General features: G+C 59.4%; 21 protein-coding genes. 10 read left to right on the forward strand and 11 right to left on the reverse strand.

Features of this window, described 5'->3' with window-relative positions:
• Positions 1 to 180: 180 nt before the first annotated feature.
• The 4 genes from HB630_RS13375 to HB630_RS13390 all read left to right on the forward strand — a co-directional run bounded on the left by HB630_RS13375 (position 181) and on the right by HB630_RS13390 (position 2,656).
• Positions 181 to 435: a hypothetical protein gene (locus HB630_RS13375; protein WP_213772715.1), complete on the forward strand. Its 255-nt coding sequence runs from the start codon at positions 181 to 183 to the stop codon at positions 433 to 435.
• Positions 436 to 765: 330 nt separating this feature from the next.
• The gene (locus tag HB630_RS13380; RefSeq protein WP_213772716.1) at positions 766 to 1,671 is read left to right on the forward strand and encodes an AraC family transcriptional regulator; all 906 of its coding nucleotides are present in this window, start codon (positions 766 to 768) and stop codon (positions 1,669 to 1,671) included.
• Positions 1,672 to 1,976: 305 nt separating this feature from the next.
• Positions 1,977 to 2,270, forward strand: a complete 294-nt coding sequence (locus tag HB630_RS13385; RefSeq protein ID WP_213772717.1) for a winged helix-turn-helix domain-containing protein — start codon at positions 1,977 to 1,979, stop codon at positions 2,268 to 2,270.
• Positions 2,267 to 2,656: a hypothetical protein gene (locus HB630_RS13390; RefSeq protein ID WP_213772718.1), complete on the forward strand. Its 390-nt coding sequence runs from the start codon at positions 2,267 to 2,269 to the stop codon at positions 2,654 to 2,656. Before HB630_RS13385 ends, HB630_RS13390 begins: the two co-directional genes overlap by 4 nt.
• A 44-nt stretch (positions 2,657 to 2,700) precedes the next feature.
• On the opposite strand, the gene HB630_RS13395 is transcribed toward HB630_RS13390, so the two are convergent.
• On the reverse strand, positions 2,701 to 2,853 hold the full coding sequence (locus HB630_RS13395; RefSeq protein ID WP_213772719.1) for a hypothetical protein: 153 nt from the start codon (positions 2,851 to 2,853) through the stop codon (positions 2,701 to 2,703).
• 288 nt (positions 2,854 to 3,141) lie between these two features.
• Here HB630_RS13395 and HB630_RS13400 point away from each other — a divergent pair, with 288 nt between their 5' ends.
• On the forward strand, positions 3,142 to 6,057 hold the full coding sequence (locus tag HB630_RS13400) for a winged helix-turn-helix domain-containing protein (RefSeq protein ID WP_213772720.1): 2,916 nt from the start codon (positions 3,142 to 3,144) through the stop codon (positions 6,055 to 6,057).
• Positions 6,058 to 6,173: 116 nt separating this feature from the next.
• On the opposite strand, the gene HB630_RS13405 is transcribed toward HB630_RS13400, so the two are convergent.
• From HB630_RS13405 to HB630_RS13430, 6 genes are all read right to left on the reverse strand, one after another.
• Positions 6,174 to 7,637: a CoA transferase gene (locus HB630_RS13405; protein ID WP_213772721.1), complete on the reverse strand. Its 1,464-nt coding sequence runs from the start codon at positions 7,635 to 7,637 to the stop codon at positions 6,174 to 6,176.
• 101 nt (positions 7,638 to 7,738) lie between these two features.
• Complete coding sequence (locus tag HB630_RS13410; protein ID WP_213772722.1) at positions 7,739 to 8,896, reverse strand: OpgC domain-containing protein; 1,158 nt, start codon at positions 8,894 to 8,896, stop codon at positions 7,739 to 7,741.
• Positions 8,896 to 9,507 (reverse strand): DUF308 domain-containing protein, encoded by a 612-nt coding sequence (locus HB630_RS13415; protein ID WP_213772723.1) that lies wholly within the window; start codon positions 9,505 to 9,507, stop codon positions 8,896 to 8,898. Before HB630_RS13415 ends, HB630_RS13410 begins: the two co-directional genes overlap by 1 nt.
• Before the next feature lie 64 nt (positions 9,508 to 9,571).
• On the reverse strand, positions 9,572 to 9,964 hold the full coding sequence (locus tag HB630_RS13420; RefSeq protein ID WP_213772724.1) for a PRC-barrel domain-containing protein: 393 nt from the start codon (positions 9,962 to 9,964) through the stop codon (positions 9,572 to 9,574).
• 51 nt (positions 9,965 to 10,015) lie between these two features.
• Positions 10,016 to 11,614 carry a carbohydrate porin gene (locus tag HB630_RS13425; RefSeq protein WP_213772725.1) on the reverse strand — a complete coding sequence of 533 codons (1,599 nt, stop codon included), beginning with the start codon at positions 11,612 to 11,614 and terminating at the stop codon, positions 10,016 to 10,018.
• 111 nt (positions 11,615 to 11,725) lie between these two features.
• Positions 11,726 to 13,114: a patatin-like phospholipase family protein gene (locus HB630_RS13430; protein ID WP_213772726.1), complete on the reverse strand. Its 1,389-nt coding sequence runs from the start codon at positions 13,112 to 13,114 to the stop codon at positions 11,726 to 11,728.
• A 384-nt stretch (positions 13,115 to 13,498) separates the two neighbouring features.
• Here HB630_RS13430 and HB630_RS13435 point away from each other — a divergent pair, with 384 nt between their 5' ends.
• Positions 13,499 to 15,673, forward strand: coding sequence for a winged helix-turn-helix domain-containing protein (locus tag HB630_RS13435; protein ID WP_213772727.1), 2,175 nt, complete (start codon positions 13,499 to 13,501; stop codon positions 15,671 to 15,673).
• A gap of 95 nt (positions 15,674 to 15,768) precedes the next feature.
• Positions 15,769 to 16,365, forward strand: a complete 597-nt coding sequence (locus HB630_RS13440) for a hypothetical protein (RefSeq protein WP_213772728.1) — start codon at positions 15,769 to 15,771, stop codon at positions 16,363 to 16,365.
• A 71-nt stretch (positions 16,366 to 16,436) separates the two neighbouring features.
• Here the strand turns inward: HB630_RS13440 and HB630_RS13445 are convergent, their stop codons facing one another.
• Complete coding sequence (locus HB630_RS13445; RefSeq protein WP_213772729.1) at positions 16,437 to 18,020, reverse strand: CoA transferase; 1,584 nt, start codon at positions 18,018 to 18,020, stop codon at positions 16,437 to 16,439.
• 465 nt (positions 18,021 to 18,485) lie between these two features.
• On the opposite strand from HB630_RS13445, the gene HB630_RS13450 reads away from it, so the two are divergent.
• Positions 18,486 to 18,923 (forward strand): hypothetical protein, encoded by a 438-nt coding sequence (locus HB630_RS13450; protein ID WP_213772730.1) that lies wholly within the window; start codon positions 18,486 to 18,488, stop codon positions 18,921 to 18,923.
• Positions 18,924 to 19,522: 599 nt separating this feature from the next.
• Here HB630_RS13450 and HB630_RS13455 read toward each other — a convergent pair.
• Both HB630_RS13455 and HB630_RS13460 read right to left on the reverse strand, forming a co-directional pair.
• Positions 19,523 to 20,044 carry a hypothetical protein gene (locus HB630_RS13455; RefSeq protein ID WP_213772731.1) on the reverse strand — a complete coding sequence of 174 codons (522 nt, stop codon included), beginning with the start codon at positions 20,042 to 20,044 and terminating at the stop codon, positions 19,523 to 19,525.
• A 39-nt stretch (positions 20,045 to 20,083) separates the two neighbouring features.
• Complete coding sequence (locus HB630_RS13460; protein WP_213772732.1) at positions 20,084 to 20,890, reverse strand: alpha/beta hydrolase; 807 nt, start codon at positions 20,888 to 20,890, stop codon at positions 20,084 to 20,086.
• Positions 20,891 to 21,033: 143 nt separating this feature from the next.
• Here HB630_RS13460 and HB630_RS13465 point away from each other — a divergent pair, with 143 nt between their 5' ends.
• On the forward strand, positions 21,034 to 21,930 hold the full coding sequence (locus HB630_RS13465) for a LysR family transcriptional regulator (RefSeq protein ID WP_249780837.1): 897 nt from the start codon (positions 21,034 to 21,036) through the stop codon (positions 21,928 to 21,930).
• 172 nt (positions 21,931 to 22,102) lie between these two features.
• Here the strand turns inward: HB630_RS13465 and HB630_RS13470 are convergent, their stop codons facing one another.
• Entirely contained in the window at positions 22,103 to 23,221 is a 1,119-nt protein-coding gene (locus tag HB630_RS13470; RefSeq protein ID WP_249780838.1) for a hydrogen peroxide-inducible genes activator, read from the reverse strand.
• Between HB630_RS13470 and ahpC the strand changes: the two genes are divergently transcribed.
• Positions 23,205 to 23,768 carry an alkyl hydroperoxide reductase subunit C gene (gene ahpC, locus HB630_RS13475; protein ID WP_213772734.1) on the forward strand — a complete coding sequence of 188 codons (564 nt, stop codon included), beginning with the start codon at positions 23,205 to 23,207 and terminating at the stop codon, positions 23,766 to 23,768. The two genes, HB630_RS13470 and ahpC, sit on opposite strands and share 17 nt — an antisense overlap.
• The last annotated feature ends 47 nt before the right edge of the window (positions 23,769 to 23,815 follow it).

The raw sequence follows: 23,815 nt of genomic DNA on the forward strand, positions 1-23,815 counted from the left end.
ACCGCCGGCGGATTCCGGCCGTTCGTAAGGATTAGCAGTACTTTGCCGGGATTTATTGGCCGTATCGGTCGCCGGGGAGCATTGTCACTGTACAGGGCAGACCGGCAATCGGACAAACCATCACGCTCACGTTTCGTCCGCACGCTGTGTTGGCTGATTCCATCAACGAGAAGACATTCCATGAAATCGCACGCCAGACCGTCACGCGCGGCTTCGATTTGCTGCTTTTCGGCCGCCATTATTCTCTTCGCCACGAGTGCAACGCTGCTAGCCGAGGAAGGCACATTGGCGCAGCGCCATGCCTGCGAGCCCGATGTGTTTCGCCTTTGCCAGCAATTCATTCCAGATCATGCGGCGATCACCGCTTGCCTTCAGCGCAACGCGGCCCACCTCAACCCCGATTGCAAGGCGGTCTTCGGGGCCAAACCGAAATGATCCGCCGATAACTGCGAGAGCGACGTCGCTATCCATCTGCGGCGCGCAGAACGCCGGTGTTGTGGCGCACAGATAGGATCGCGCGACGCCTGATGGGGTTATGGTCATCCGAATGCGATGACGGTTGCAAGCCTGCTCAAAACTTAATCAAGAAGCAAAACCTGCAGGCTGACGAGGTCTGCCGCGCAGCAGCGAGATACGGCTGTCGGTAGCACGGCTATGGTGTACCATATAACGCAATCAGATTTGGCAGGTCGGGCGTTTGGTGCGCGCCGGCAGTTTCAATAATTCAAGCCGCGACGCAGCATTGAGAATGAGACGGGGTTACAAATGGTGGAGCGTAGTTATGCCGAACGGATTTGCGAATCTATGGAGATTGAAGCATCGCCTACGATCAAGGCGCGCCCGTTGCGAAAATCGCTGGTAGAGTTTTCGAGAATTACTTCGCAACGTACCGATAACGGGACTGTGCCCAACCCAATCACGGATGCTTTCCTCGTAGCCTTGGAACTGCAACCCCTCCCAGAGTTCAATATATGGCTCAACGGACGCCACCATCTCAAGCCCCGGACCAATGCGGATAACTTTACCTTCGTCAACTTCAATGTCGAATTGGTTGCCGAGATGAAAGTCCCGTTCGACAGCATGCATATGTACTTCACCCGCGCGGCTCTTAACGCGATCGCGGTGGAACAGGGAGCGCGCGAAATAGACACGCTCGACTTGGATTTTTTAAATGCATATAACGACGTCGTCGTCCGGAGTCTGGGCCGCTGCCTTCTACCCGCGTTTGAACACCCGGAGCGAGCCAACAGGCTGTTCATGGACCATATCGCTGCGGCCTTACTCGCACACATGGTGCAGGCTTATGGAGGATCGGCTACGGCGCCCATGATGGTGCGCGGGGGGCTCGCGCCGTGGCAAGTGCGCCGAGCAAAGGAAATGCTTATGGCGCATCTCGATGGCGAGATCACGCTGGAGGCGCTTGCAGACGAGTGTCAGCTCTCACGCGGCCATTTTGCCCGTGCGTTTCGCAAGACAACAGGTCGCCCGCCTCACCGCTGGCTTGTGGAGCAGCGCATTGAGCGGGCCAAAGACATGCTCTTGAATTCTGATTTGCCGCTCGCGGAGATCGCGGGCCGCTGCGGCTTTTCGGACCAAAGCCATTTTACAAAAGTATTTGCCGCTAATGTCCATATACCGCCCGGCGAATGGCGGCGCCTGCGCCGCTCCTGACCGAGATCCCCTGGTGCCTACAGCTTGTTATAGCCCCAGCGCGGATCGCTCGAATGTCTCCCCTATTGATCAATCCTGAACAAAATCGGCTCGAATCGTAAAAGACCCAAGCAGGGACGGTCGCTACCGATGCGCCATCGGAGATGCCCATGACCTTGCGGTTCACCCAGCCCGCGCGAGGAACGCCTGCAGAAACCACGCGACTTGGACATACCGAGAGCGAGGCAGGCGTTAGCGACCGAGCTGCGGCTCCCGAGGGACGTGCTCTCCTGCTTGGGCCATTTCGCTTGTTTGCCTCCGAAAGGTTGCTGTTCGAAGGCGACAAGCCCGTACGCCTCGGCGGCAGGACGCTGGACCTGTTGGTCGCGCTGACAGATCGGGCCGGTGATCTGGTCAGCAAACGCGACCTCGTGAACATCGTCTGGCCCGATACGCTGGTGGTGGAAGCCAACCTTACCATGCACATCGCCGCCTTGCGTCGCACGCTTGGCGACGGACGGGCCGCCGCCCGGTACATCGTCAACGGCGCCGGTCGAGGCTATCGGTTCGTCGCCCCATCACATTTTCCGATGCACCGGCGCCAGCCGAGCTGCAAGTGACGGCGGCGCCAAATAACCTGCCCGTGCAACTGACACGCCTGATCGGCCGAGCCACGATTCTGAAAGAGGTTACGCATCGGCTTTCGACGCAGCGACTGCTCACCCTGACCGGCACGGCCGGCATCGGGAAGACCGCGGTCGCCCTCACCGCGGCCGAGGAGTTGCTCCCTGCCTATGATCATGGAGTCTGGTTTATCGATCTGGCGCCGGTCGTCAGCTCGTCGCTCATGCCCGCCGCACTAGCCTCCGAGCTGCAACTGAAGATTCGTTCCGACGTGGTACTGCCCAACCGAAACCTCGCCCCGAGGGAAAGTCACCGACGTGATCGATCTAACCTCGTCAAGGCGATCCGGCCTTGCGAAGCAACGGCGCTTTGCCAAAACTGATGGCGATCGAAGTAACGATAGCTTTTTTCCCATAAATTCCGAATTCAGATCAGCATGGTCGAACGGTAATGCACAATGTCATATCTCCAGCCGCCCGGGGTGATGTCGCAACGGTCGATCGTGAGCCGATCGATCAAACGGTGAGACGAATAGACAAGAATGGCGTGGAACCCCAGATGGTGATTGTTTTCGATCATGACTCGTTTGCCGCAGTCAATCTAACGAGCGTCCGGTATAGCTCTCATTGGACAGCATCTTGCGGGCATCAAGGGTGTTGCAAAATTTCCGGTCCAAGGCTTCTTTGGAGCGATGCGCCCCTTCAGCATCGGGAGACGACGGAGCGCAGATTGCCTGCTTCTCATGGCGACATCCACCCGGAGCGCATCGCCTCAGCCGCCGTCGAGGAAGATAAAGCATGACCTGATGCGGGTCAGCATCGTCCTCCCCACACAACTGGTGTGAGCTACCTGGACTATGGATGGACCATGGTCGTCTCCGCAAACAAATCCACCGTTCGTTCAAAATCCAATGGATACAACTTGCCTGTGAATCTGACAGAAACACTCACACCTGAGAACCTCAATGGTGATTTTGCGCTTTTGTTCGGCCCCTTCCGGCTGTTCACCAAGCAAGGACTGCTTCTGGAAGGCGACAAACCGGTCCGTCTCGGCAGTCGAGCTCTGGATATCCTGATCGTCCTCGTCGAGGCCGCGGGTGAACTCATCAGCAAGAACGAACTGATGGCTCGGGTCTGGCCCGACACCAACGTGGAGCCTGCCAACCTTACGGTCCATATTGCCGCTTTGCGACGAGCGCTCAGCGATGGCCGCGCGGGCAACAGATATCTGGTCAACATCCCGGGCCGGGGTTACCGCTTCGTGGCGCCGGTCACCGTCTTACAAGCCCCCGCCGCCGCCCCCCCGGCGTCGAACAACCAGCACAATTTACCTGCTTGCCTGACCCCGCTTATCGGCCGATCCGATGTGCTCGGTTCGATCGACGCCAGGCTTTCCCTAAACCGCCTGATCTCCGTCACCGGCCCAGCCGGCATCGGCAAAACCGCTGTCGCCCTCGATGTCGCGGAGAAACTGATACCGGATTACGAGCACGGAGTCTGGCTGATAGATCTGGCGAGGATAACCGAGCCCCGCCTCGTGCCAACCGCCCTGGCATCTGCCCTCGGACTCGAGATCCGGTCTGACAACCCCTACCCCGGCCTGATCACGGCCTTGAAGCACAAGCAGATGCTGCTCGTGCTCGACAATTGCGAGCATTTGATCGAGGCGTCCGCCATTCTCACCATGGAAATTCTGCAAGGCGCGCGCGGCCTGAAGATTCTGGCGACCAGCCGCGAGCCTCTGCGCGTCGAAGGTGAGCAGGTATATCGACTATCCGCACTGGAGAGCCCATCTCCATCTGCCCTGCTTGGCGCCGGCGAGGCTCTGGCGTTTCCGGCTATTCAGCTCTTCGTTGAACGCGCCGCAGCGACGATGAACAACTTTGAGTTGATTGACGACGACGTCGCCAGCGCCATCGACATCTGTCGCAAGCTGGACGGGATCCCGCTGGCCATCGAGTTCGCAGCCGCCCGGGTCGATACTTTCGGCGTTCGCGGATTGGCCGCTCTCCTCGATGACCGATTGCAGCTGCTGACGGGAAGCCGTCGCGCTACCGCATCGAGGCACCAAACCATCAGCGCAGCGCTCGACTGGAGCTACCACCTGCTCGGCGAGGAAGAGCAGATGCTGTTCCTGCGGCTTTCGATTTTTGTCGGCGGTTTCACGCTCGATGCCGCACTTGCGGTAGCGGCCGACACGGACTGGATCGCCTCGGATATCGCGGACAGAATAGCGAGCCTGGTCACGAAATCCCTGATCGCAACCGACGTCGGTTCAGGAACGGTCCGCTTCCGGCTGTTTGAAATCACGCGGGTCTATGCCCTTTCAAAGCTCGAGCAAAGCGGCGAGCGAAACGCGGTTTCCCGTCGCCACGCGAAGTACTACCGAGACCTGCTCGAAACGGCCGGAAGTGGCGATCCGGAAGCCGGCCTTGCCCGCTTTGAGATTGAAATAGACAACGTTCGTGCCGCGCTCGATTGGGCATTCGCACCGAACGGCGACAGATCGCTCGCCGTGGCGATGGCGGCAGCTTCGGCGCCCATCTGGCTCGACATGTCATTGCTGACGGAATGTCACGACTGGATGGGGAAGGCCATTGACGCGTTCGATGACGCGGACCGGGGAACTCCCCAGGAGATGGTACTGCAAACCGTCTTTGGCATTTCACTCATGTTCGCTCAGGGTATGAGCACTGCCGCGCGCGCCGCGCTGACGCGGGCAAGCGAGCTTGCGGAAAGGCATCAGAATCCCGACTATCAACTCCGCGCGCTCAATGGTCTCACTCTCTTTCGTATTCGTCTGGGAGATACCCAGGCCGCGCTCGCGCTCGCGCGTCGATCCGAGGCGATTGCCCATACCCTTGCCGATCCGGTTGCGCTTTCGACAGCGGATTGCATGCTGAGTTCCACGCTTCTTGCCCTGGGCGACTGCGCCGGAACCGTGCTCCATGCCAAGCGGGCGCGCGACCGCAGTTCCCCCCTCATACGCCGGGCTCAAATCGCGCGTCTCGGCATTGACCAATCGGTACAGGCCGGCTGCGTCTTGGCCCACGCTCTTTGGTACCAGGGCTTGCTCGATCAGTCGGCCAAGTTAACGCGCACCGTTCTGGCCGACGCACGGGCCCGCAGCCATCCGGTCTCGTTGTGTTTCTCGCTGGTTTGGGGTGGCTGCATCGTTTCGCTTGGCCGCGGCGATATCGAGACGGCCGAATATTCGATCATGCACCTCAAAGAGCTGGCCGAAGTGCATGGCTTCCGCAGCTATTATGCCTGCGCGCTCGGATTCGAGGGACAATTGGCGGCCAAACGAGGCGCGCTCGCGGATGGAGAACGGCTGCTGCTTGCCAGCCTCGATGGGCTTCGCCAGACCCAATACGAAGTTCTCTACGCCGCGTTCCTCGGCAGCCTGGCCGAGATTCTCACGAAAGCTAATCGTCTCGACGACGGCCTTGCTGCCATCAACGAGGCAATCGAGCAAACCGGGCGCAACCATGCTTTCGGGTGGGTGCCCGACGCGATGCGGATCAAGGGCGAGATTTTCTTAGAGCGAGCGGACATGGCCATTGCAGAGGATCAGTTTCTTCGGTCGCTGGAAATGGCACACAGTCAAGGGAATTTGTGGTGGGAGTTGCAAACCGCCATGCGGCTCGCGCGCTTGCGGCGGTCTCAAGGGCGCGTTGGCGACGCGCGCGATCTGCTACGCTCCATCTATCGCAGATTTACCGAGGGCTTCGGAAACGCGGATCTCCAATCGGCCAAATTCCTTCTCGACGAATGGGCCTAGCACGCGCCGAGCCGGATCGTAGCGTGCGCGCCCACCCGTCTGAAGTATTCTGCCAGAACCCCTTCCCTGCTTGAGGAATGAACGGCCGAGGTTACGACAGGATTCCTTATGTTGGCTTATCGGACAGGCAACCATTCGGGCCTGCACGAGCCACGCACCGTCACGATTGGATCATTCCAGCCGCCCGGCGTTTCCGAGAACTGCACTGCAGGTGCCAATCGAACGATCTCGCCATACGGCGTCTGCCGCGTGATCGCGTCCGGCGCCAGCAATTTGTGCTGCTCGCCTGTGAAGTCGTGATCGCCACGCTCCAGCAGGCCAAGAGTCGGATACCACATCGAATTGCGGGTCAGACAAATCTTGACGTGATAGCTGCCGCCCTCACGGGCGCGGCGGATCAGCGCCGCCGTCACGCCAGCCGCCCCCATATAGCCGGCAATATAATCGTTCATCACAAAGGTCGGCGGCATCTTGGGCCGGTCGGGAGTACCCTCATTGAAGGTGAAACCGCTCACGCACAACGCTTCCATATCGAAGCCACCGCGATTGGCCCACGGCCCCTCATAGCCGTAACAGCGGACCGAACAATAAATGATGCCCGGACGCCTCGCAGCCAGTTCCTGCGGCGAGAAACCGAGATTGCTCAGGCTTCGCCCGCGATAGCTGTCGACGAACACATCCGTCGCGGCAGCCAACGCATGGCCTCTTTTGTTCCCCTCGGGAGACTTGAGATCGAGCCATGCCGACCGGTGCCCGGCCGTCGGGTCGATCGCCAGGACCTCGTGTTCGAACTCCTGCGGACGCGCAATTTGCAGGACCTCGGCGCCCTGTTCGGCCAAAGTCCGCGAGACGACATTGCCAGCGATGACGTGCGTCGCCGACAATACGCGCAGCCCGGAAAAAGGACGATCGGCCGGAGCAAAAGGCTCTGGATCGCTGTCAGCTATCTTTTCGATCTCGATCAGCGGCTTGGACGCCAGCAATTCGCCTTGCGGATGGCGGGCCCATTCGTCCTCGGAGCGGCAGACCGCGAAGATCATGTTGTTTTCGGCCGCCGCGTCGTCCAGGTCGAGCGCGTCCCATTTCAGGATCGCGTTGGCGACGCTGTTTTTCTCGTGTGAACAGCGAAGCAACGCGCACCATTCGTTCGTCATGTGCGGATAGATACCGGTCGGCAGCACCCAGCGTCCGTCCTTGGTGAGATACAGGTCGAACATCATATGGTTGCCCTGGCTGTAGGGCATTTGATAGGCGTAGCCGTTGACCGTCGGCTTGAACCTGTAAAGAGGATTGACGCCGTGGATCGCCTTTCGCAAATCAAGCGACAGGTCCTGACCGCGTCCGGTCCGCATTTCCCAGACCGTCGCTGCGCCGACGGCTGCCCCCATCATCGGGATGGCCATGCAGGCGCCAATGCGATGGCGGCTTTCGTAGATCGGATCGGCGCCGATGAACTCGATAGCTCCCCCGGTGTTGGCGGAGGCCAGACCAATTCCGTCCAGGAATCGATCGAGCGCGCCGCTGACGTCAAATTCGCTCCCGGAAGCAGAAATCACCTGCGACGGTTTTACTTCGTCCATAACGTCTATTTCCCGCTGCTGTTGGTTGCCCTGTGCGGCAACTTGGCAGAGCTGTTGCGTCAACCCCAATTAAACGTTCCAAATCGCCGCAAATGCCTGCATCATCCCGCGACAGACGACGACGTTGCCGGTACCGTCCTCGAAACCTTGTCGAGATTTTTCGACCACGACCGATAATACGCCACCGCCGTCATGGCCGCGATGCCGGCAACACTGACCAAGAGCTGCATCCATATTGCGCCGGACACTTCCACCAGAACGAAGTGCGCGATAAATGAAAGATAAATTCCAACGCAAAAAACCTCCAGGGATTGCTGGCCACACTTGATTGCAGGCTGGAATAGCGGCCATTCGAGACCCGCCCAGTCGCGTGGCAGCAGCCGGACGACCAGGAATGCGAAGACCACGAAATGTATCAGCCGATACGGCGCGAGGTTCGTCTTGTCGTTGGGAATGAAGAAGCCGTAGGCGTTGGCCGGAATCAGGTCCCTGAGCCCCGGATACCGCGCCGCCATCGTGATGATCAGCGCAAACAGCAGATAGCCCGCACCGAGCACAAGAAGAGACTTCGAACGGATAAGACGCATCGACGAGCCGGCGCCTCCGAGCGCGAACCAGGCCCCGAACACGAACAGGAATTGCCAGGCGAAAGGATTGAAATACCAGACGCCGGTCGGATAGGCAGGAAGGTTCCAGCCGAACTGGCGCGCCAAAACATAAAGCAGCGCGGAGATCAGCAGCGTCAGATTCGGCTTTCGCAGCATCACCCAAAGAACGGGCGGAAATATTCCCATCAAAACGATGTACAGCGGCAATACGTCCATGTTGACGGGCTTGAACCTGAGGATCAGCCCCTCGAACAAGGTTTGAGCGGGATTGCTCAGGAAGCCCCGGATGTTGAACTCATCGGCGAAGCTGGCTTTCCCGTATTTTTGCGCGAGATAACCTATCTCCGCGAGATAGAACACGAACAAGAAAACATGAGCGACATAGATCTGCCAGACGCGCTTGATCAGCCTCGACGCTCCGACGATAAACCCGCGCTCGATCATCGTCCTAGCAAACACGAACGCCACCGTATAGCCGGATATAAAGATGAACAGATCCGCAGCGTCGCTGAACCCGTAATTACGTGTCGTTATCCAGTTGGCCACGTTGTTGGGGATGTGGTCGAGGAAAATCCCCCAATTGGCCAATCCGCGAAAAAGGTCGAGGCGGAGGTCTCGGCCCTTTGCGGGGAGCGTGGCCGCAATGCGCATCAGCCTGCCGCCGCAACGCCCGGGAGCGCCTCACGGGCGAAGCTTCGCCCAGCCAACCCGACCATGAAGATCGCGTAGCCCGACGTGATCAGATTGATGCCGGCCAGAAGCCCCAGCGTCCAGGCCGCACTCACCGGCCATGCCGCGATGATGACCCCGGCCAACGCGAGATCGGCCAGGCCGCTGATCAGCATCCAGATCCACGAGCCGACAATGATATGGCGGTAAGCGATCGAGGTCGCGATCTGAAAGACACCCTCGGCGGCAAAGAACGCCGTGAGGACTATCGTAAGCGACAGCGCCCCGCTCGCCGGCTTGCCAATCAACAATATCCCCACCACGAGGGACAATGCGGCCGTAAGCAGACTCCAGAGAAACGCCGGCACATCCTTGATCGAGAAAAGCGCGATCAAGCCGAACAGTCCGCTGATCAGGAACAGCCATCCGACGTAAAGATCGACTGCGACCGTAGCCGCCACAGGAGCGGCGATGGCGAGGATTCCCAGTACGATCATCGCCCCGCCCTGAAACATAAACAGTTTCCAGTGCGCGCCCAGCGCCTCTCTTACCGCTCGTTGCATAGTCCCGAGAATTGGATTGACGAAGGCCATCGATCTCTCCTGTCTGATGAACGTCGGGATGACTTGCGCACCATGCAGGACGCGCTAGCGGGACTTATTTCACGGAATATTCGAAGGGCGGCGTCTCCTTGAGCGCGTCGCGCGTGGCGCCCGCCAGTATCAGCTTGTGGCCGACCAACTTGAGCTGATCCACGGGAACGGCGACATCGTGCTTTGCGACGCCGAGAAACCCGCCGGCGTTGATGATGGCGTAGGACACCGCCCTGTCGGGAGAAATCAGGATATCGTCAATTGCACCAACGCGCTCGGCCTTCTCGTTGAAGACCGATTGGCCAAGCACTTGACGCTTCGCGCTCCATCCGAGTGCGACGGCGCGCAATTCGGCTGCGGCGACCCCGATGAGGGTCGAGCCCGCGACCTGAGCCTTCGCGACGATCGGAAGCGCCAGCGCGACGCACGCGGTCATGACAATTACCGCTCGTTTCATCCTGATCTCCTTTACAAGTATCTGCAGAGTCGTTCGTGATGATCCGCAGGATCACCACGCCACGGTAAGGCGAGTCTGGACAATATCGGAGCTGGTGTGATGCTCGGCGACTTCAGCGTTCAGCGGATGCCAAATGTGCTGATAGCTCGGGATCAGTCGGACCGCCGGGGTAATGGCGAAATCGTAGAAAACTTCCATCCCGGTCTCGTCGTTCGCGGATGATGTCCCGTTGGTAAGCTGCACAATATCTGTCTTGAATTCACTGCTGATCTGATTGTAGTAAACACCGACGCCGAAGCTGTCGTATGGCCGCACGTCAAACATTCCGTGCGCAAACAGCGCGATACTTGCATCGCGCGTAATCGTGTTGGTTTCTTCGGGGGCGTATCCGACCCGCGCAAAGACGCCGATGCCGTTGACCACCTGGCCGCTCTTCAACTTTGCCGCGACGGTTGCCGGATCGTCTTTTACAAAAAGATACTGCGAGACGTTGGCGATCGCGAACCAGCTCTCGCTCCTGTAGTAAGTGGGCAGGCCATCGAGTGAATTCGCCCCGAGCAGTCCGCCGACGGCCTGGGTCACCGCCGACACGGACGTCAAGCGCCCCAATGGCATTTCCAGATCCAACTTTGGCTTGTTGGACCAGTTGACCGCCGGGGAGAATTGACCAGGCAATCCCCCAACGTCGTAGGACATGACCGAAGTCAAATACAGGTTGACCCGGTCAAATGCATTCGACGCGAGATTGTCGGCCTTGCTGTTGGGATCGAGTACGCCGCCGGCGATCGCGAATTTCGGACTAAAGGCCCAAACCCCAAGCGCGGCGAGCGCTGTCGGATCGTAGAAATTGGTCGTCATCGGGTTTTTATTGAAATTGAAATTAGAGAAATAATATTTGTAGCTGTTCCCGAATGCCGTTTGATCCGGAATGAAAACGTCGCTGATTTTTCCCAATACGACGCTGAATTGCTTGCTCAACGCCTGGACCAGAAAATATTCGGATGGAAGAATGCTGTTGCCGAGCGTCGGGTCGGGCAACACCAGGCCCGCGTATTGAGGCACGACCGTACCGGCCGTAAATGTATTCGGCAGGTTATCGCCGGTGCGGGCCTGCGCCGTGAAATGGATCAATCCGCCGGACCAGAGGCCTGCACGGCCGGTGTCAACATTGACTGAAACCTGGGTACTCTGGACGAACGCGCCGCCGGTCTTGAGGCCACCGGACGTGACATCCTGATAGTAGCTCGTCGAGTAGATGTCGAAGAAAAAGCCGTTGCGCGCCAAATCCGTTCGTACACCACCCCAATCACCAAGCAGTTGCGTGCGATTCCAGATGTCGCCCGTGACCGTTCCCGGCAACCCGAAAACAGGCCCATTGTTGAAATAAGCGATCAGGCCAGGCGCCACGTTCGCCAACGATATCTTGTCCGTCGGGACCGGCCCAAACGGGTCCGCCGCAGCCGGGACAGTCTTGCCGGAAGACACCGTGGGCTTCCTGGTTTTGCGAGGTGTCGCCGGCGACTTCCGAGGTTGAGCAGGCGTTTCGCCGGCGAGACGACCAAACCCGACCAGCCCCTCGTCGGCATGAGCCGCCGTTGCGCACAACAGCATGCCAATCGAAATGCCAAGCCCGATATTTCTTACTGTCATGACGCCGCCCGCTCAACACTGCCTTCGCTTTTTTTGGTCTACTGCGCGCGGAGCCTCGGTCTGAATCAAGAGCTACAAATTTCAATAAATCATTCCAAAGGTCCCGTGATTTCAACGGCTTTGGCGCGGACGCGGTCGGGCGGCAGCGAGGATCGGATCGTCGAGAACCTCCTCGAACCCCGCCTGGCTCACCAGATCGACCTCTTCGGCAGGCAATTTGAAGCGCGTCTCCACAGCCGATAGCCTGGCAGCCAGTTTGGGCTCGAGCCGGTCGAACGAGAGCTCGGTGATCTCGAAGCTGATATCGCTGCAGCGCCAGTTGAGCGGCGCGCCGAGCCGGCGCGCCTCGGCGTGCGGAAGCGCGCACCGCCATTTTCGTGTCGCCGCCTCCCATTCGCGGATACTCAGGCGAAAGGCATCAAAGCCGCTGCGAACCGCGGAGCTGATCGCCGTGTCCGTCACGGCGTCGAGCAGGTCCGTACCGGAAGGACCCTCGAGGGTGCCTGACCAATTGCCGTTCGGAGCCTGGCCTGCGTTGACGACCATGAATATGACGCGCCGCAATTGCACAGCCTTGTCCGCTGTCAGCGGCATATAGGGTTGAGAAGCCGCCGCGCGGGCGATGACGAGCCCCGACAGGCCGAAATTGTCGGTGATGCCGCCGTCGGCGAGCTTCAGGTAGCGCATTTGATCGGGATTGCGGTAACGTGCCAGCGCTTGGGCGAAGGCCCGCACCTGCGCTCCGCTATTTCGATCGGCCAGCACGCGACCGGCCCATGCCGAGGGAGCCGGGCTGCAGGCTTCCGGAAAACTTTCGATCACGATTGGGACGAAAGCGACAGGCACAGCAGCGGAAGCCGCCACGGCCTGCGACAACGGGAAAGTCCGGAGATCGCTGCACAGCGCCGAGAACGTCGTCTGCGAGAATACGAACGGCGTTCTATTGAAAAGGTCGGACGCATTGATCCAGACAATCGGCTTGCCGAACCGCATCAGGTCGCCCATCGTCGCTTTATCGAACAGGTTGGCGTCGAGCCAGGCCGGAAATCTGCTCGCGTCGTTGACGCCACCGCCAAATCCTGCGGCGAGATTGTTCAAGTCAATATTCGTTCTCAAGCCCTCTTCAGCGTTCCGAACCAGGAAGCGCTCGCGGAAGTCGGCAAGCGCTGCCCTGCCTTTGAGCCCGAAATAGGCTGCCGTCACCGAACCGCCGGATACGCCCGAAACGAAGGCGATTTGGTCGAGGCGCTTGCTGCCGCCCGCCACCGGCATTTCGTCGAGCCCGCGAAGCACGCCGAAGGCGAAGGCCGCAGCACGCGTACCTCCGCCGGAGAACGAGAGTGCTATCGCAGTTTCACCGCCGACGTCAGGAATCGACGGCAGCCCTGCACCATGCTCGACCGAAAGTGGCGTATTGACAGGATAATTGAGAGATGCGCAGCCTGCGATGAAAGAACAAGCGAGTACGACTATTCCCCACCTCGAGCCCACGCGCGGCATCGCGGCTGGCCTCACGGCAATTTCACGGCGTCGGATGCGATAGCTGGACCCGAAGCCGGGCCGCCGAGCTTGCTGCGAGCGCCCTCCTGCTTGTGGAAATCGTGGTCACCGTCGGCGCTGCCCTTACTGATACCAGGTACACTTATTGTGCTACAGCGGAGCGACCGACGCTCCGAGTCAAGGGCGCCAAAGCGCAGCAAAATGTTGCAAACAGCGGCATGGCAAACCTAATCGCATGAGAAACGAAAAGCGCGGCTGCGTGGCGCTATTTTCGTCTTCCTCGATATGACGCCTTGTCCGGCGCGTCGGCTCCTCGACAGCATGGACACGCCCGCTTCGGACGCATATTGTCGTGGTTTTACGGTTTAACCGTCGAGATGATACGTGGCTGAGCGGACTTTCCTTCCGGGAGATCGCGACTTCTTATTCGGCCCATTCCGCTTGCTGCCGGTAGAACGTGTATTGTTGGAGGGGGACAAACCTGTTCGTTTGGGCAGCCGTGCCCTCGACATTCTGATCGCTCTGGTAGAGCGCGCGGGCGAACTGGTGAACAAGCGGGAACTCATCCGCGTTGTTTGGCCCGACACGGTCGTTGTAGAGGCCAATCTCACCGTTCACGTCGCGGCTCTGCGGCGCGCACTCGGCGACGGACAGCACGGCAACCGCTATATCGTCAATGTTCCGGGCCGCGGATATCGCTTTATCGCGTCTGTCACATTCGCCGAAGAACCGGAAACGGCCACTCTCAGCCGAGATGCGCCGGCACGCCGGCACAATCTGCCGATCCAACTTACCCGGCTGATTGGACGGGCGGATATCGTGGACGACCTTGTGGATCGTCTATCGACGGCTCGGCTGCTAACGCTCGCTGGACCTGCGGGCATCGGCAAAACCGCTGTCGCACTTGAGGTGGGCGAACGTCTGATCGGCACGTTCGAACATGGCATTTGGCTGGTCGATCTCGCGCCATTGGACAATCCTCTATTCGTGCAGACGGTTCTGGCATCCTCGCTGAAGCTGGAGATAAGGTCGGACAATCCGCTGCCGAGCATGGTCGGTGCCCTGAGCGATAAGCAGATGCTGCTCATATTCGACAATTGCGAGCACCTGATCGAAGAGGCCTCCGCCGTTGCGGCGGCTATCCTGAGGGGCGCGGGCGGCGTTCGTATCCTTGCAACCAGCCGAGAGCCGCTGCGGATTGACGGTGAGCAGGTCTGCCGTCTATCGCCGCTCCAAAGTCCCCCCGAATCGCGGGAACTGAGCGCGGACGAAGCCCTCGGCTTTTCCGCGGTTCAACTGTTTGTTGAACGTGCGGCTGCGGCGATGAACGACTTTCAGCTTGCTGACTCGGACGCTTCGAGCGCGGCTTACATCTGTCGCACGCTCGATGGCATTCCGCTGGCTATCGAATTCGCGGCCCCGCGCGTCGATATTTTCGGCGTCAACGGTCTCGCGGCGCGGCTCGACGATCGCTTGCCGGCGTTGGGCGGTGGCCATCGCGGAGCGATGCCGCGGCATCATACGATCTCCGCAGCGCTCGACTGGAGTTATCGCCTGCTCGATCCCGATGAACAGAAAGTGTTCCGGCGGCTCGCGATCTTCGTCGGCAGCTTCACGCTGGAAGCCGCGCGAGCGGTTGTCGCGGACACGGGCGGATCATCACCCGATATCGCTGATACTGTCGCCAGCCTGGTGACAAAGTCATTGGTCACGGCGGGAATCGGCGAAGGCGGGATTCGCTTTCACCTGCTCGTAGCCACTCGGGCTTACGCCTTCGGAAAACTCCTGGAGCTGGAGAGTGACAGGATCGACGCTCTTCGTCGGCGGCACGCCGCCTGCTATCGGGATCTTCTTGAATCCGCGCGGGGCGTCGACATTCGCTCGGCCATGGCTGCCGGAAAGCCGGAGATCGATAATGTACGTGCTGCACTCGGCTGGGCGTTCACGCGCGAAGGTGACCCGTCGATTGCGGTGGCTCTGGCCGCCGCGTCAGCACCACTCCTGCTTGAAATGTCGTTGCTTGCTGAATGTCATTCGTGGACCGGGAAGGCACTCGACCTTCTGGAGGAGGCAGATCGTGGAAGCCGCTTGGAAATGGTCCTGCAAATGGAATTCGGCCTCGCCCTCATGTATACGCTCGGCGTCAGCGCTCCCGCGCGCGCGGCGCTCATGCGGGCAAGCGAGCTCGCCGAAAGCCTTGGAGATGTCGGTTATCTCTTGCGCGCGCTCGCCGGGCTGACCAATCTTTGTCTTCGCCTCGAAGACTTCCGGGGAGCGTTGTCCTTGGCTCAACGCGCCGAGCCGGTTGCGAACTCCATGGCGGACCCAGTCCAGGTCTCGACGGCGGAATTCCTGCTCAGCGGCGCACTGGTCTATCTCGGTGAGTATGCCCGCTCCATGAATTATGCGAAACAGGCCTTTACGCGGATGAAGTCGGTGCAACGGCCGACTCCGGTCCTGCGTTCCGGAATGGACCGTGGAATCCAGGCTCGCGTTGTCTTCGCCAATATCCTCTGGCTGCAGGTCTGGAGGATCAAGCCGTCCAGGCTACCCGAGTAATCGTTGACGACGCGGAGGCTGGCGGCCACGCCATGACACTATGTTTTGCGCTGGCCTGGGGCGGCTGTGCGATTTCGCTAAGGGCCGGAGACCTGGTGAGTTCCAAGCATTCGATCGCCTTGCTCAAGGACTGGTCCGAAAAGCACGACCTGCCAAGCTATCGAGCCTGCACCCTGGCGTATGAGGGCTGGCTATCGGCGAAACTCGGCGACCTTGTATCGGCCGAGCGACAGCTTCGTGGTGGCTTAGCCGGATTGAAAGAAGCCCAGTTCGAAGTCCATTACACGCCATTCTTGGGGGGCCTTGCGGGGATCCTGGCCGCCCAAGGCCGTTTTGAGGAAGGCCTTGCGATCGCTGAAGATGCCATTTTACGAACCGAGCGCAATGACGTCTTGTGGTGGAAACCCGAGGCATTGCGGATCAAGGGAGAAATCCTACTTGCTTCGAGATGTGCCGAAACAGCCACGATCGAAGATTGCTTTCATCGCTCGCTCGATCTGTCAAAGCAGCAAGGCGCTCTGTTCTGGGAACTGCGAGGAGCCATGAGCCTCGGCGGCTTGTATCATGCCCAAGGCCGTTTGGGTGATGCCCGGGACTTGCTTGCTTGCGTCTACGCGAAATTCACTGAAGGATTCGACACCACCGACCTACAGCGAGCGAGGGGGCTCCTCGCACGATGGGCAAGAGAATGAGGGCATAAAGCGGATCGGGCTGTGCTGAGAAAACTGAACGCCCGTGTTTCTCATGGCAGTCACAGCCCCCTTCAGGCCCGGCTCGCCGCAACAATTTCGAACAACCGTTTGGAGGCTAGGCTAAGCCCACCTCCACCGTCGCCGCGATCCTCGATGCCGTGTCCTGGCACCAGATTTCTGATGGCTCCGAGCCGGGCGATACGAGACGGGTGATGCGGTAGGTCACCCGGCGCATCGCCGTCAGTGGCTTCCGACCAAGTCGTTGTATCCGGATGGCTCCCGGGAATGCCCGTGGGCAGCGTCGCCATCGAAGGCGTGTGGCTGAATTCGACAGCCGCTGCGAGCCGGGTGAACGTCCCCAGCGGCGTCACCTGATCCACGCCGTGATCGATCATATCCTGTACCGACACCGGCGCGTAGGGTTCGCCGTCGCGCGGCTCGACAAGGGTAGTGGCCATCATGGCGCAGCGCGTCAGTGAAGCGCCCACATTCCAGTAGCCGCCCTTCTCTTCTCGCTCGGCGAGTGCAGCAATCGCGCCGGTGGCGGCGAGATATCCGGTCATATAGTCGTTAATCAGCACGGAAATCAGCGTCGGCGCGGGCATGTCCTCAGAATTGGCGTGCATCAAGCCGGAAACGGCCTGAGCAATCTGTTCAAACCCTTTTCGCTCGTGCCAGGGTGTCGAGGCGGAGGCATACGACGCATTGGCATAGATCAAGCCGGGGTTGATCTGGCGTAGCGCCGCTTCGTCCAGACCAATGCGTTCCAGAGCGCCCGGCGAATTGCTGTTGACCAACACGTCGGCACCACTGAGCAGCTCGATCAGGCGTGATTTACCTCGACGGCTCTTGATATCCAGCAGAATGCTCTTCTTGCCCCAGTTGACATCAAGCCACAGCGGAAGCACCCAGTCGCCGATCGGGGGTTGTACCTTGATCACGTCCGCACCCTGCTCGGCCAGCAGGCGTCCAACCGTGGGACCGGCGACGAGATGCGCGAGTTCGACCACACGAACGCCCTCGAGCGGCCGGCGCTTCGCCTTGCCGAGGCGTCGATTGCCCGCGTTTCCACGTTGCTCGATATCGATCATGGGATGCTTCGCCGTCGCCGTACCTTGCGGATGCGCCAGCCACTCGTCCGGGCTGCGCACGACTCCTGCCGGAAGCCGGAGCGCCGCCATCTCGTCTTCGATTTGCTGCGCCGGCTTTTTCTCGACGGCAGATTGCAACGCGCGTGCCGAGTTCGGACATTGAAAATATTCTAGCAAGGCGTCGCGCAAATGCGGATGGAGTCCGATAACCGTGACATACCGGCCGTCTTTGGCGCGATAGGTTCCGTTGTCCGGCCCCACGGGCCAAGTGTCCATCAGGCATCCATAGCCGTTTAGGAATTGCAGCTGGCCTGAGTTGAGAAGCAGCCCACACCGACGACGGTTCAGTTTCATCGTTTGCGCCGGCAGACCGCGCAGGATGCCGATGTACTCGACTACGGAGCCAAAAACAGCCATGACGCCGGCTGCAAAATCATGCGCCTTGATCGGACTGATCGTATAGGACAGACCGGGTTCGACGGTGATTTTTGTGGGGTCGACAGCAAACGGGAGCGCTTCTGCGACTGAATCGAACGCGATCTTCTGGAAGGTATTACTGATCATCCGGTTGCTCTTCGGTTCCAACGAAACACAAGAAGCTTCAATACCCGTCAACTGGGACCGGGCGGGCGTCCGGCCCAGAGCGGCAAACTCTCGGATTGGAGCAGGCCGACGAACACCTCAATGCCGCTCATATGTCCCCAATTCGCCGCTTGCCATTGCCTTGCTACAATCCGGAATGCATCGCTTCGAGTTAAGCCAGCCAAAGATCGCCAAATCGCCCCAAATGCTGCTGAACCATGCTTCCGGCCGCAATGGGCTCTCTAAGAGAGAGCAGATCGTCTCATTGCTGGCAGCAACCGAGCAGCCAGCCTGGCCGCAAGCTCGAACCTCTACGGCTGCGCAATTGCCGCGTGCTTGGACCGAAATGCGACGGCCTTTGCAACGATTTGGCGCGATTTATTCGGCGGGACTGCCGCAATGATCGAGACTGCCGTGCGGAAGACGCACACCGAAGGCGGATAGGCCATGAACGGCAATATCGAAAAACTTCGCGAGGATCTCTGGCTGAACGTTTCCGGGATTGCAGCAAGCTTCGATCGCTTCAATTTTCTGATCTATGAGAGCGAAAGCAACGACGAGGCGCAACTGCGCGAGCGATTGAGCCAAATAGAGGATGCCGCAGAGCAAAACCGCGCGCGAACCATCGCCGCACACAGCGAGTTAGAACGCTGGATGGACGAGGAGAGCAACGAATCGGCCGAAACGCTCGCCGAATGGAAACAGAAGCGGCAAAGCGATCAGTTGCACGCGCGCGCCGATCGTTGTGAACGCTGCGCGGCCGTTGCGGTCGAGATCGCGCTCCTGGCCATGGACCAGGCCGAAATGACCATCGTGCGGGCGTTGCTGGCCCGAACAGAGGCGATTTCGGTTCAGATTCAGCGCAGTGACAAGGCAGGCCGTTGATACGACAACGCTGGGACGAGCATTTTCAGAGCGATGACGATGCACCCTCCCCTCGGCGGTCGCGCTTAGCTGCCGAAGCCTACGCGGACATCGTCGCAAAAGTTGATGTGGGCGAACTTCGATTTCACGGCGAGGATAATCGTGGCGCCCGCGATTTGCTTCATCGCGCACTTCTGATCGGCCGGGCCATTGGACCTAACAAGCCTGGTACGCCTATCGTGTCCACTGGGTGGGGGGCTGTTGGTGTCCTGAGTACCAGTCATACTCCGGCGAACTATCTCCGCGCGAGCTTGTGCTCGAATGAGCCACCGAGCAGACAGCTTCACCCAGGCTGATGTCATCCGCCGGGTGACGCCGCCGCCCAATCGATGACGAGGCTCAAAGCACGAACGTTTCACGAATGTATGAGGTCTTACCTACCGAGATAAGACCATAAAAACTACGGTAATTTCAAATTCTTATACGTCAAATGGTGCGCTCGGAGGGCGGTCACATTTGCTGCGACTTCAATGGCCTATCCAAGCGCCCGTAATCTAAGGCACTTATCAGTCCTAAAGGTGCCTTTTATGGATTTCTATCTTTGTCAGCAGCCGTTGTGCTTATCCGTGACGCACCATTCGTTCGATGCTTTTGGCGAACAGAGGCGTTTCTTCGGCGTTGTGGGCTTCGAGGTCTTTCACCATCGCGGCTTTTGCCTGTTCGATACCAACCTTGTTTTCCGCAAGGAATTTGTAGAATTCAGGCGTCGCATGCACTGCTACTCGGTTGAGAAACACGCAACGTCCATCTTCTGAAGCGATCGCCTTCAACTCCCAAGTAATGCGGGACGTCGTGCGTCCGCCCTGCGGAGTCAAGACATCGCTGATCGAGACGACCCGGCAATGATCTCTTTCCGACACGTCTTCATTGTAGTGGGAGATGATCAGATTCCCAACCTTTTCCACGTTGATCGAGACACGTTTACCCGATGGATCCGTGCTCGCACCTGCCGCGATGTGCGCCTTCGAGCATCGTTGATATTCTTCGTCGGCGAGCGTGAAAACCCACGTGGTAAGGTCCAGAGTCTCAATCGGGGCGTTGATAGTGGCCTTGCACTCGGATTCGGCAAGAAGTTCAGACATGGAAGTTCTCCTTTAAGTTGATGGGCAATTCAGTCGCGATTATGCCGCCGCGATGGAGTTTGTCGGCATTCGCAAGACGGCCGTGAAATCAGCGATGATCTGAGCAAGCTCTTCAGGGGACTCGAGCATCGAAAGGTGCCCGGTCGCCGGCAACACGCGCAAAACAGCGTGTGGAACACGCGAGAGCAGTTCCGCCTTCAGCAAGTCGACGCTATCGACACGGTCCTCTTCGCCGGCAATGACGAGCGTGGGGGCCGTGATGGCCGTGACCTCGTTCGCGATGTCTTCCAAACTCGTCGCTCTCGGCCATGCCGCCTTCGCTTGCGGCGAGCCCCGCAGGCTGTCTTCGATGACCTGTTTTCTGTCGGCGGCGCTAAGCGGCTTCGCCGTCAGCACCTTGTCGATCGTAATCTCAACTGCTTCACGAGTAGCGTAGGCTTTCGCCATCATCTCCCGCGCTTCCGCAGACATGCTCATAGGCTGAGGCGGCGAAGGCGCGACCAGAACGAGGCCGTCGAGGCCCGACGGCTGGCGCGAGGCCATCAGCTGGGCGACCTTGCCGCCCATCGAATGACCGACCAGCACGTAGTGCTGTAGGTTCAACGCGTCGATGACGCCTTGTGCGTCGGCGGCGAGATCGGTTAGGCCATAGCCGCTTGGAGGCGCGTCGGACTCGCCCCAGCCGCGATGGTCGGTCGCGAAGGTTCGATGAAACTTCGACAGGATTTCCGCGACATGGCTCCAGGTACGCGATGAGCCGCCCCAATAGTGCAGAAAGACGAGCGGAAGGTCTCCGCTCCCCCGCTCCTCGACATGGATCCGAATTCCGTTCGATGCGATTTTCATGTTCCTTCGCTCCTAACCAAGTCGTGTCCGATCAGGCTTGGAGCGTAGGTAGATTATCTATTATGGATCTATAATCTCCATCTCAGTATCATTAGTCGATAAACAGATTATCGAGTTAGGTGGCTATGGATCGGTTGACAAGCATGGCGGTATTCGTCGCGGCGGTGGAGGAAGGAAGTCTTAGCGGCGCGGCGCGGCGCTTTGGCTTGTCGGTTTCGATGGCCGGAAAGCACGTCTCTGCGATCGAGGAAGAACTAAACGTCCGCCTCATGCAACGCACCACGCGCAAGCTAAGTCTGACTGATGTAGGCCAGGCATATTATACCCGCTGCAAGCGCATCCTGGAGGAATACGAGGACGCCAACAGGGAAGCAGGCGACGCGCAACATTCCATTCGCGGAGTTTTGCGTGTCGCCGCGCCGGTGACTTTCGGCGCCATGCATCTCGGTGACGTGGTGGCCGGCTATCTGGATCGTCACCCTGGCGTGGCGTTGGAGATCATGCTCAACGATCGATACGTCGATCTTCTGACCGAGGGGATCGACGTCGCGATTCGGATCGGGCGCTTGCTCGACTCCGACCTCGTGGCCCGACGCCTTGCGCCTTGCCGCATGTTGATCTGCGCGTCTCCAAAATTTCTGGAACGGCATGGTGCTTTGAGCAATGTGGAGGATCTTCGTCAGGCTCCTCGACTGGCCTTCAGCGAGGCCGTTTCATCGGGAGATTGGACGCTAACAGATGCGGACGGCCAAGCTCACGTGATCGACGGGCCGGTCCTCATGGCCGCGAACAATACTCAGATGCTGCTTACTGCCGCACTCGCCGGCGCCGGTGTGGCTTATGGTCCCAGTTTTGTCTTCGGCGAATCCATTGCAGCCGGCGAGCTGGTCGCTCTTTTACCTCACTACAAAACATCCGAACTCACCATACAGGCCGTTTACCCGACAAAGCGGCATGTCTCGCTGAAACTACGCAGCTTCGTCGATCATCTCATCGCAAGCTTTGGCGGCACACCGCCTTGGGATCGATCACCTGCGTAGTACCGCCGATGAAGAAGACATGGGCGGCGAAGTTCAATAGCAAGCGTTGGATCAAGACGCGCGATCAACCGGTCCTCGATCTTCGAGACATGACGCGCGAGGCGCTTTCAGATGCCGCGGCGGATCTTCCCTGCTCGTGACGCCATTCGCGAGATTGAGAAAGATCGGTCGCCTACGATTGCTGTCCGTGGAGGCCACGAACCGCGGCCGGGGACAGGCAGTCTTCCAGGATCTCGGCCAGACTCCGGAATGTTTCGTTGCGTCCTGCCGTACGGCGCCAGACCAAGCAGATCTGCCGAAACGGCATATCTCCTTCGAACGGCAGAGCCGAAAGCGAGAGGCCATTCAGGATGCCGGCATCGAGCGCCATCTGGGGCAGAAGGGTGACGCCAAGTCCGTTCGCAACCATCTGCACAAGGGTATAAAGGCTGGTGCCCTGGAAGGCGACGTTCCTACGCGCGCCCTCCAGCGAGCAGGCTGCCAGCGCGTGGTCACGCATGCAATGTCCTTCCTCCAGCAGAAGCAGATCCTCCGCGGCGATGTCGCCCAAGCCGACGACGCCCGCCGGTACCAGCCGATGGCCGGACGGGCACACCACCCAAAAACGATCCTGTCCGATTTCCGCGATCTCCACGCCATCGACAGGGTAAGGCAGCGCGAGGATTACCGCGTCGATTTCGCCCGTGTCGAGCTGCGCCAAAAGTCGCGCTGTCTGCTCCTCTTTGAGATAGAGCTTCAGTCTTGGAAAGGCCTCGCGCAAGCGAGGCATGACACGCGGGACTAAAAAGGGGCCGATCGTCGGAATCACCCCAAGCATCAATGGTCCGGACATGGGAGCCTGGGCCGCCCTGGCGGCATGGGTCAGATCCTCGACATGCCTGAGAACGTCGCGCGCCCGTTCGGCGATCTCTTTCCCGATGGACGTGGGAACCACCGACCTGCGCGTGCGCTCCAGCAGGCGGACGCCGAGCAGATCTTCCAGTTCCTGGATGCCGGCGCTCAGTGTCGATTGCGTTACAAGGCAGTCCCGCGCCGCTTGGCCGAAATGGCGGCGGTCGGTGACTGCAACCAGAAAACGAAGCTGGCGGAATGTGGGAGCGGGCATCTGCATGCAGGGACAATTATCGGAATAATCGATCACTACAATGGATATTTTGTCCTTTAACAGATCAGCGAAGCGGTTTAGGTATGATTGTGCAATTGCGAACCGCATGTGCGGAAAAGTTGCCGCGTGACCACGGTGGTCACATTCGCAGGTGCGAAAGGAAAAATGCATGTCTTTGATCGACAAGGAAATTAAGCCATTCAAGGCAACGGCTTACCAGAACGGCAAGTTCATCGAAATCACCGAAGCAACGCTCAAGGGCAAGTGGTCGGTAGTCTTTTTCTATCCAGCCGACTTCACCTTCGTCTGCCCGACGGAACTCGAAGACCTCGCCGACAACTACACGGTATTCAAGAAACTGGGCGTTGAGATCTACAGCGTCTCCACCGACACACATTTTTCCCACAAGGCCTGGCACGACACCTCGCCGGCGATCCAAAAGATCCAATACCCGATGGTCGGAGATCCGACCGGCACGATCTCCCGCAACTTCGAAGTCATGATCGAAGAGGTCGGTCTTGCCGACCGCGGCACGTTTGTGGTCGACCCCCACGGCAAGATCCAGATCGTCGAAATCACGGCCGGCGGCATCGGCCGCGATGCACAGGAGCTCCTTCGGAAGATCAAGGCCGCCCAGTACGTCGCGGCGCACCCGGGCGAGGTCTGCCCGGCGAAGTGGCAGGAGGGTGAACAGACTCTCGCGCCGTCGCTGGAGCTCGTCGGCAAGATCTGACGGGAGCGGATTTTTCCTCCAGTCCAGGAATTCGGGCTGGCCGACAG

Source organism: Bradyrhizobium sp. dw_78, assembly GCF_018449525.1.
GTDB lineage: Bacteria > Pseudomonadota > Alphaproteobacteria > Rhizobiales > Xanthobacteraceae > Bradyrhizobium.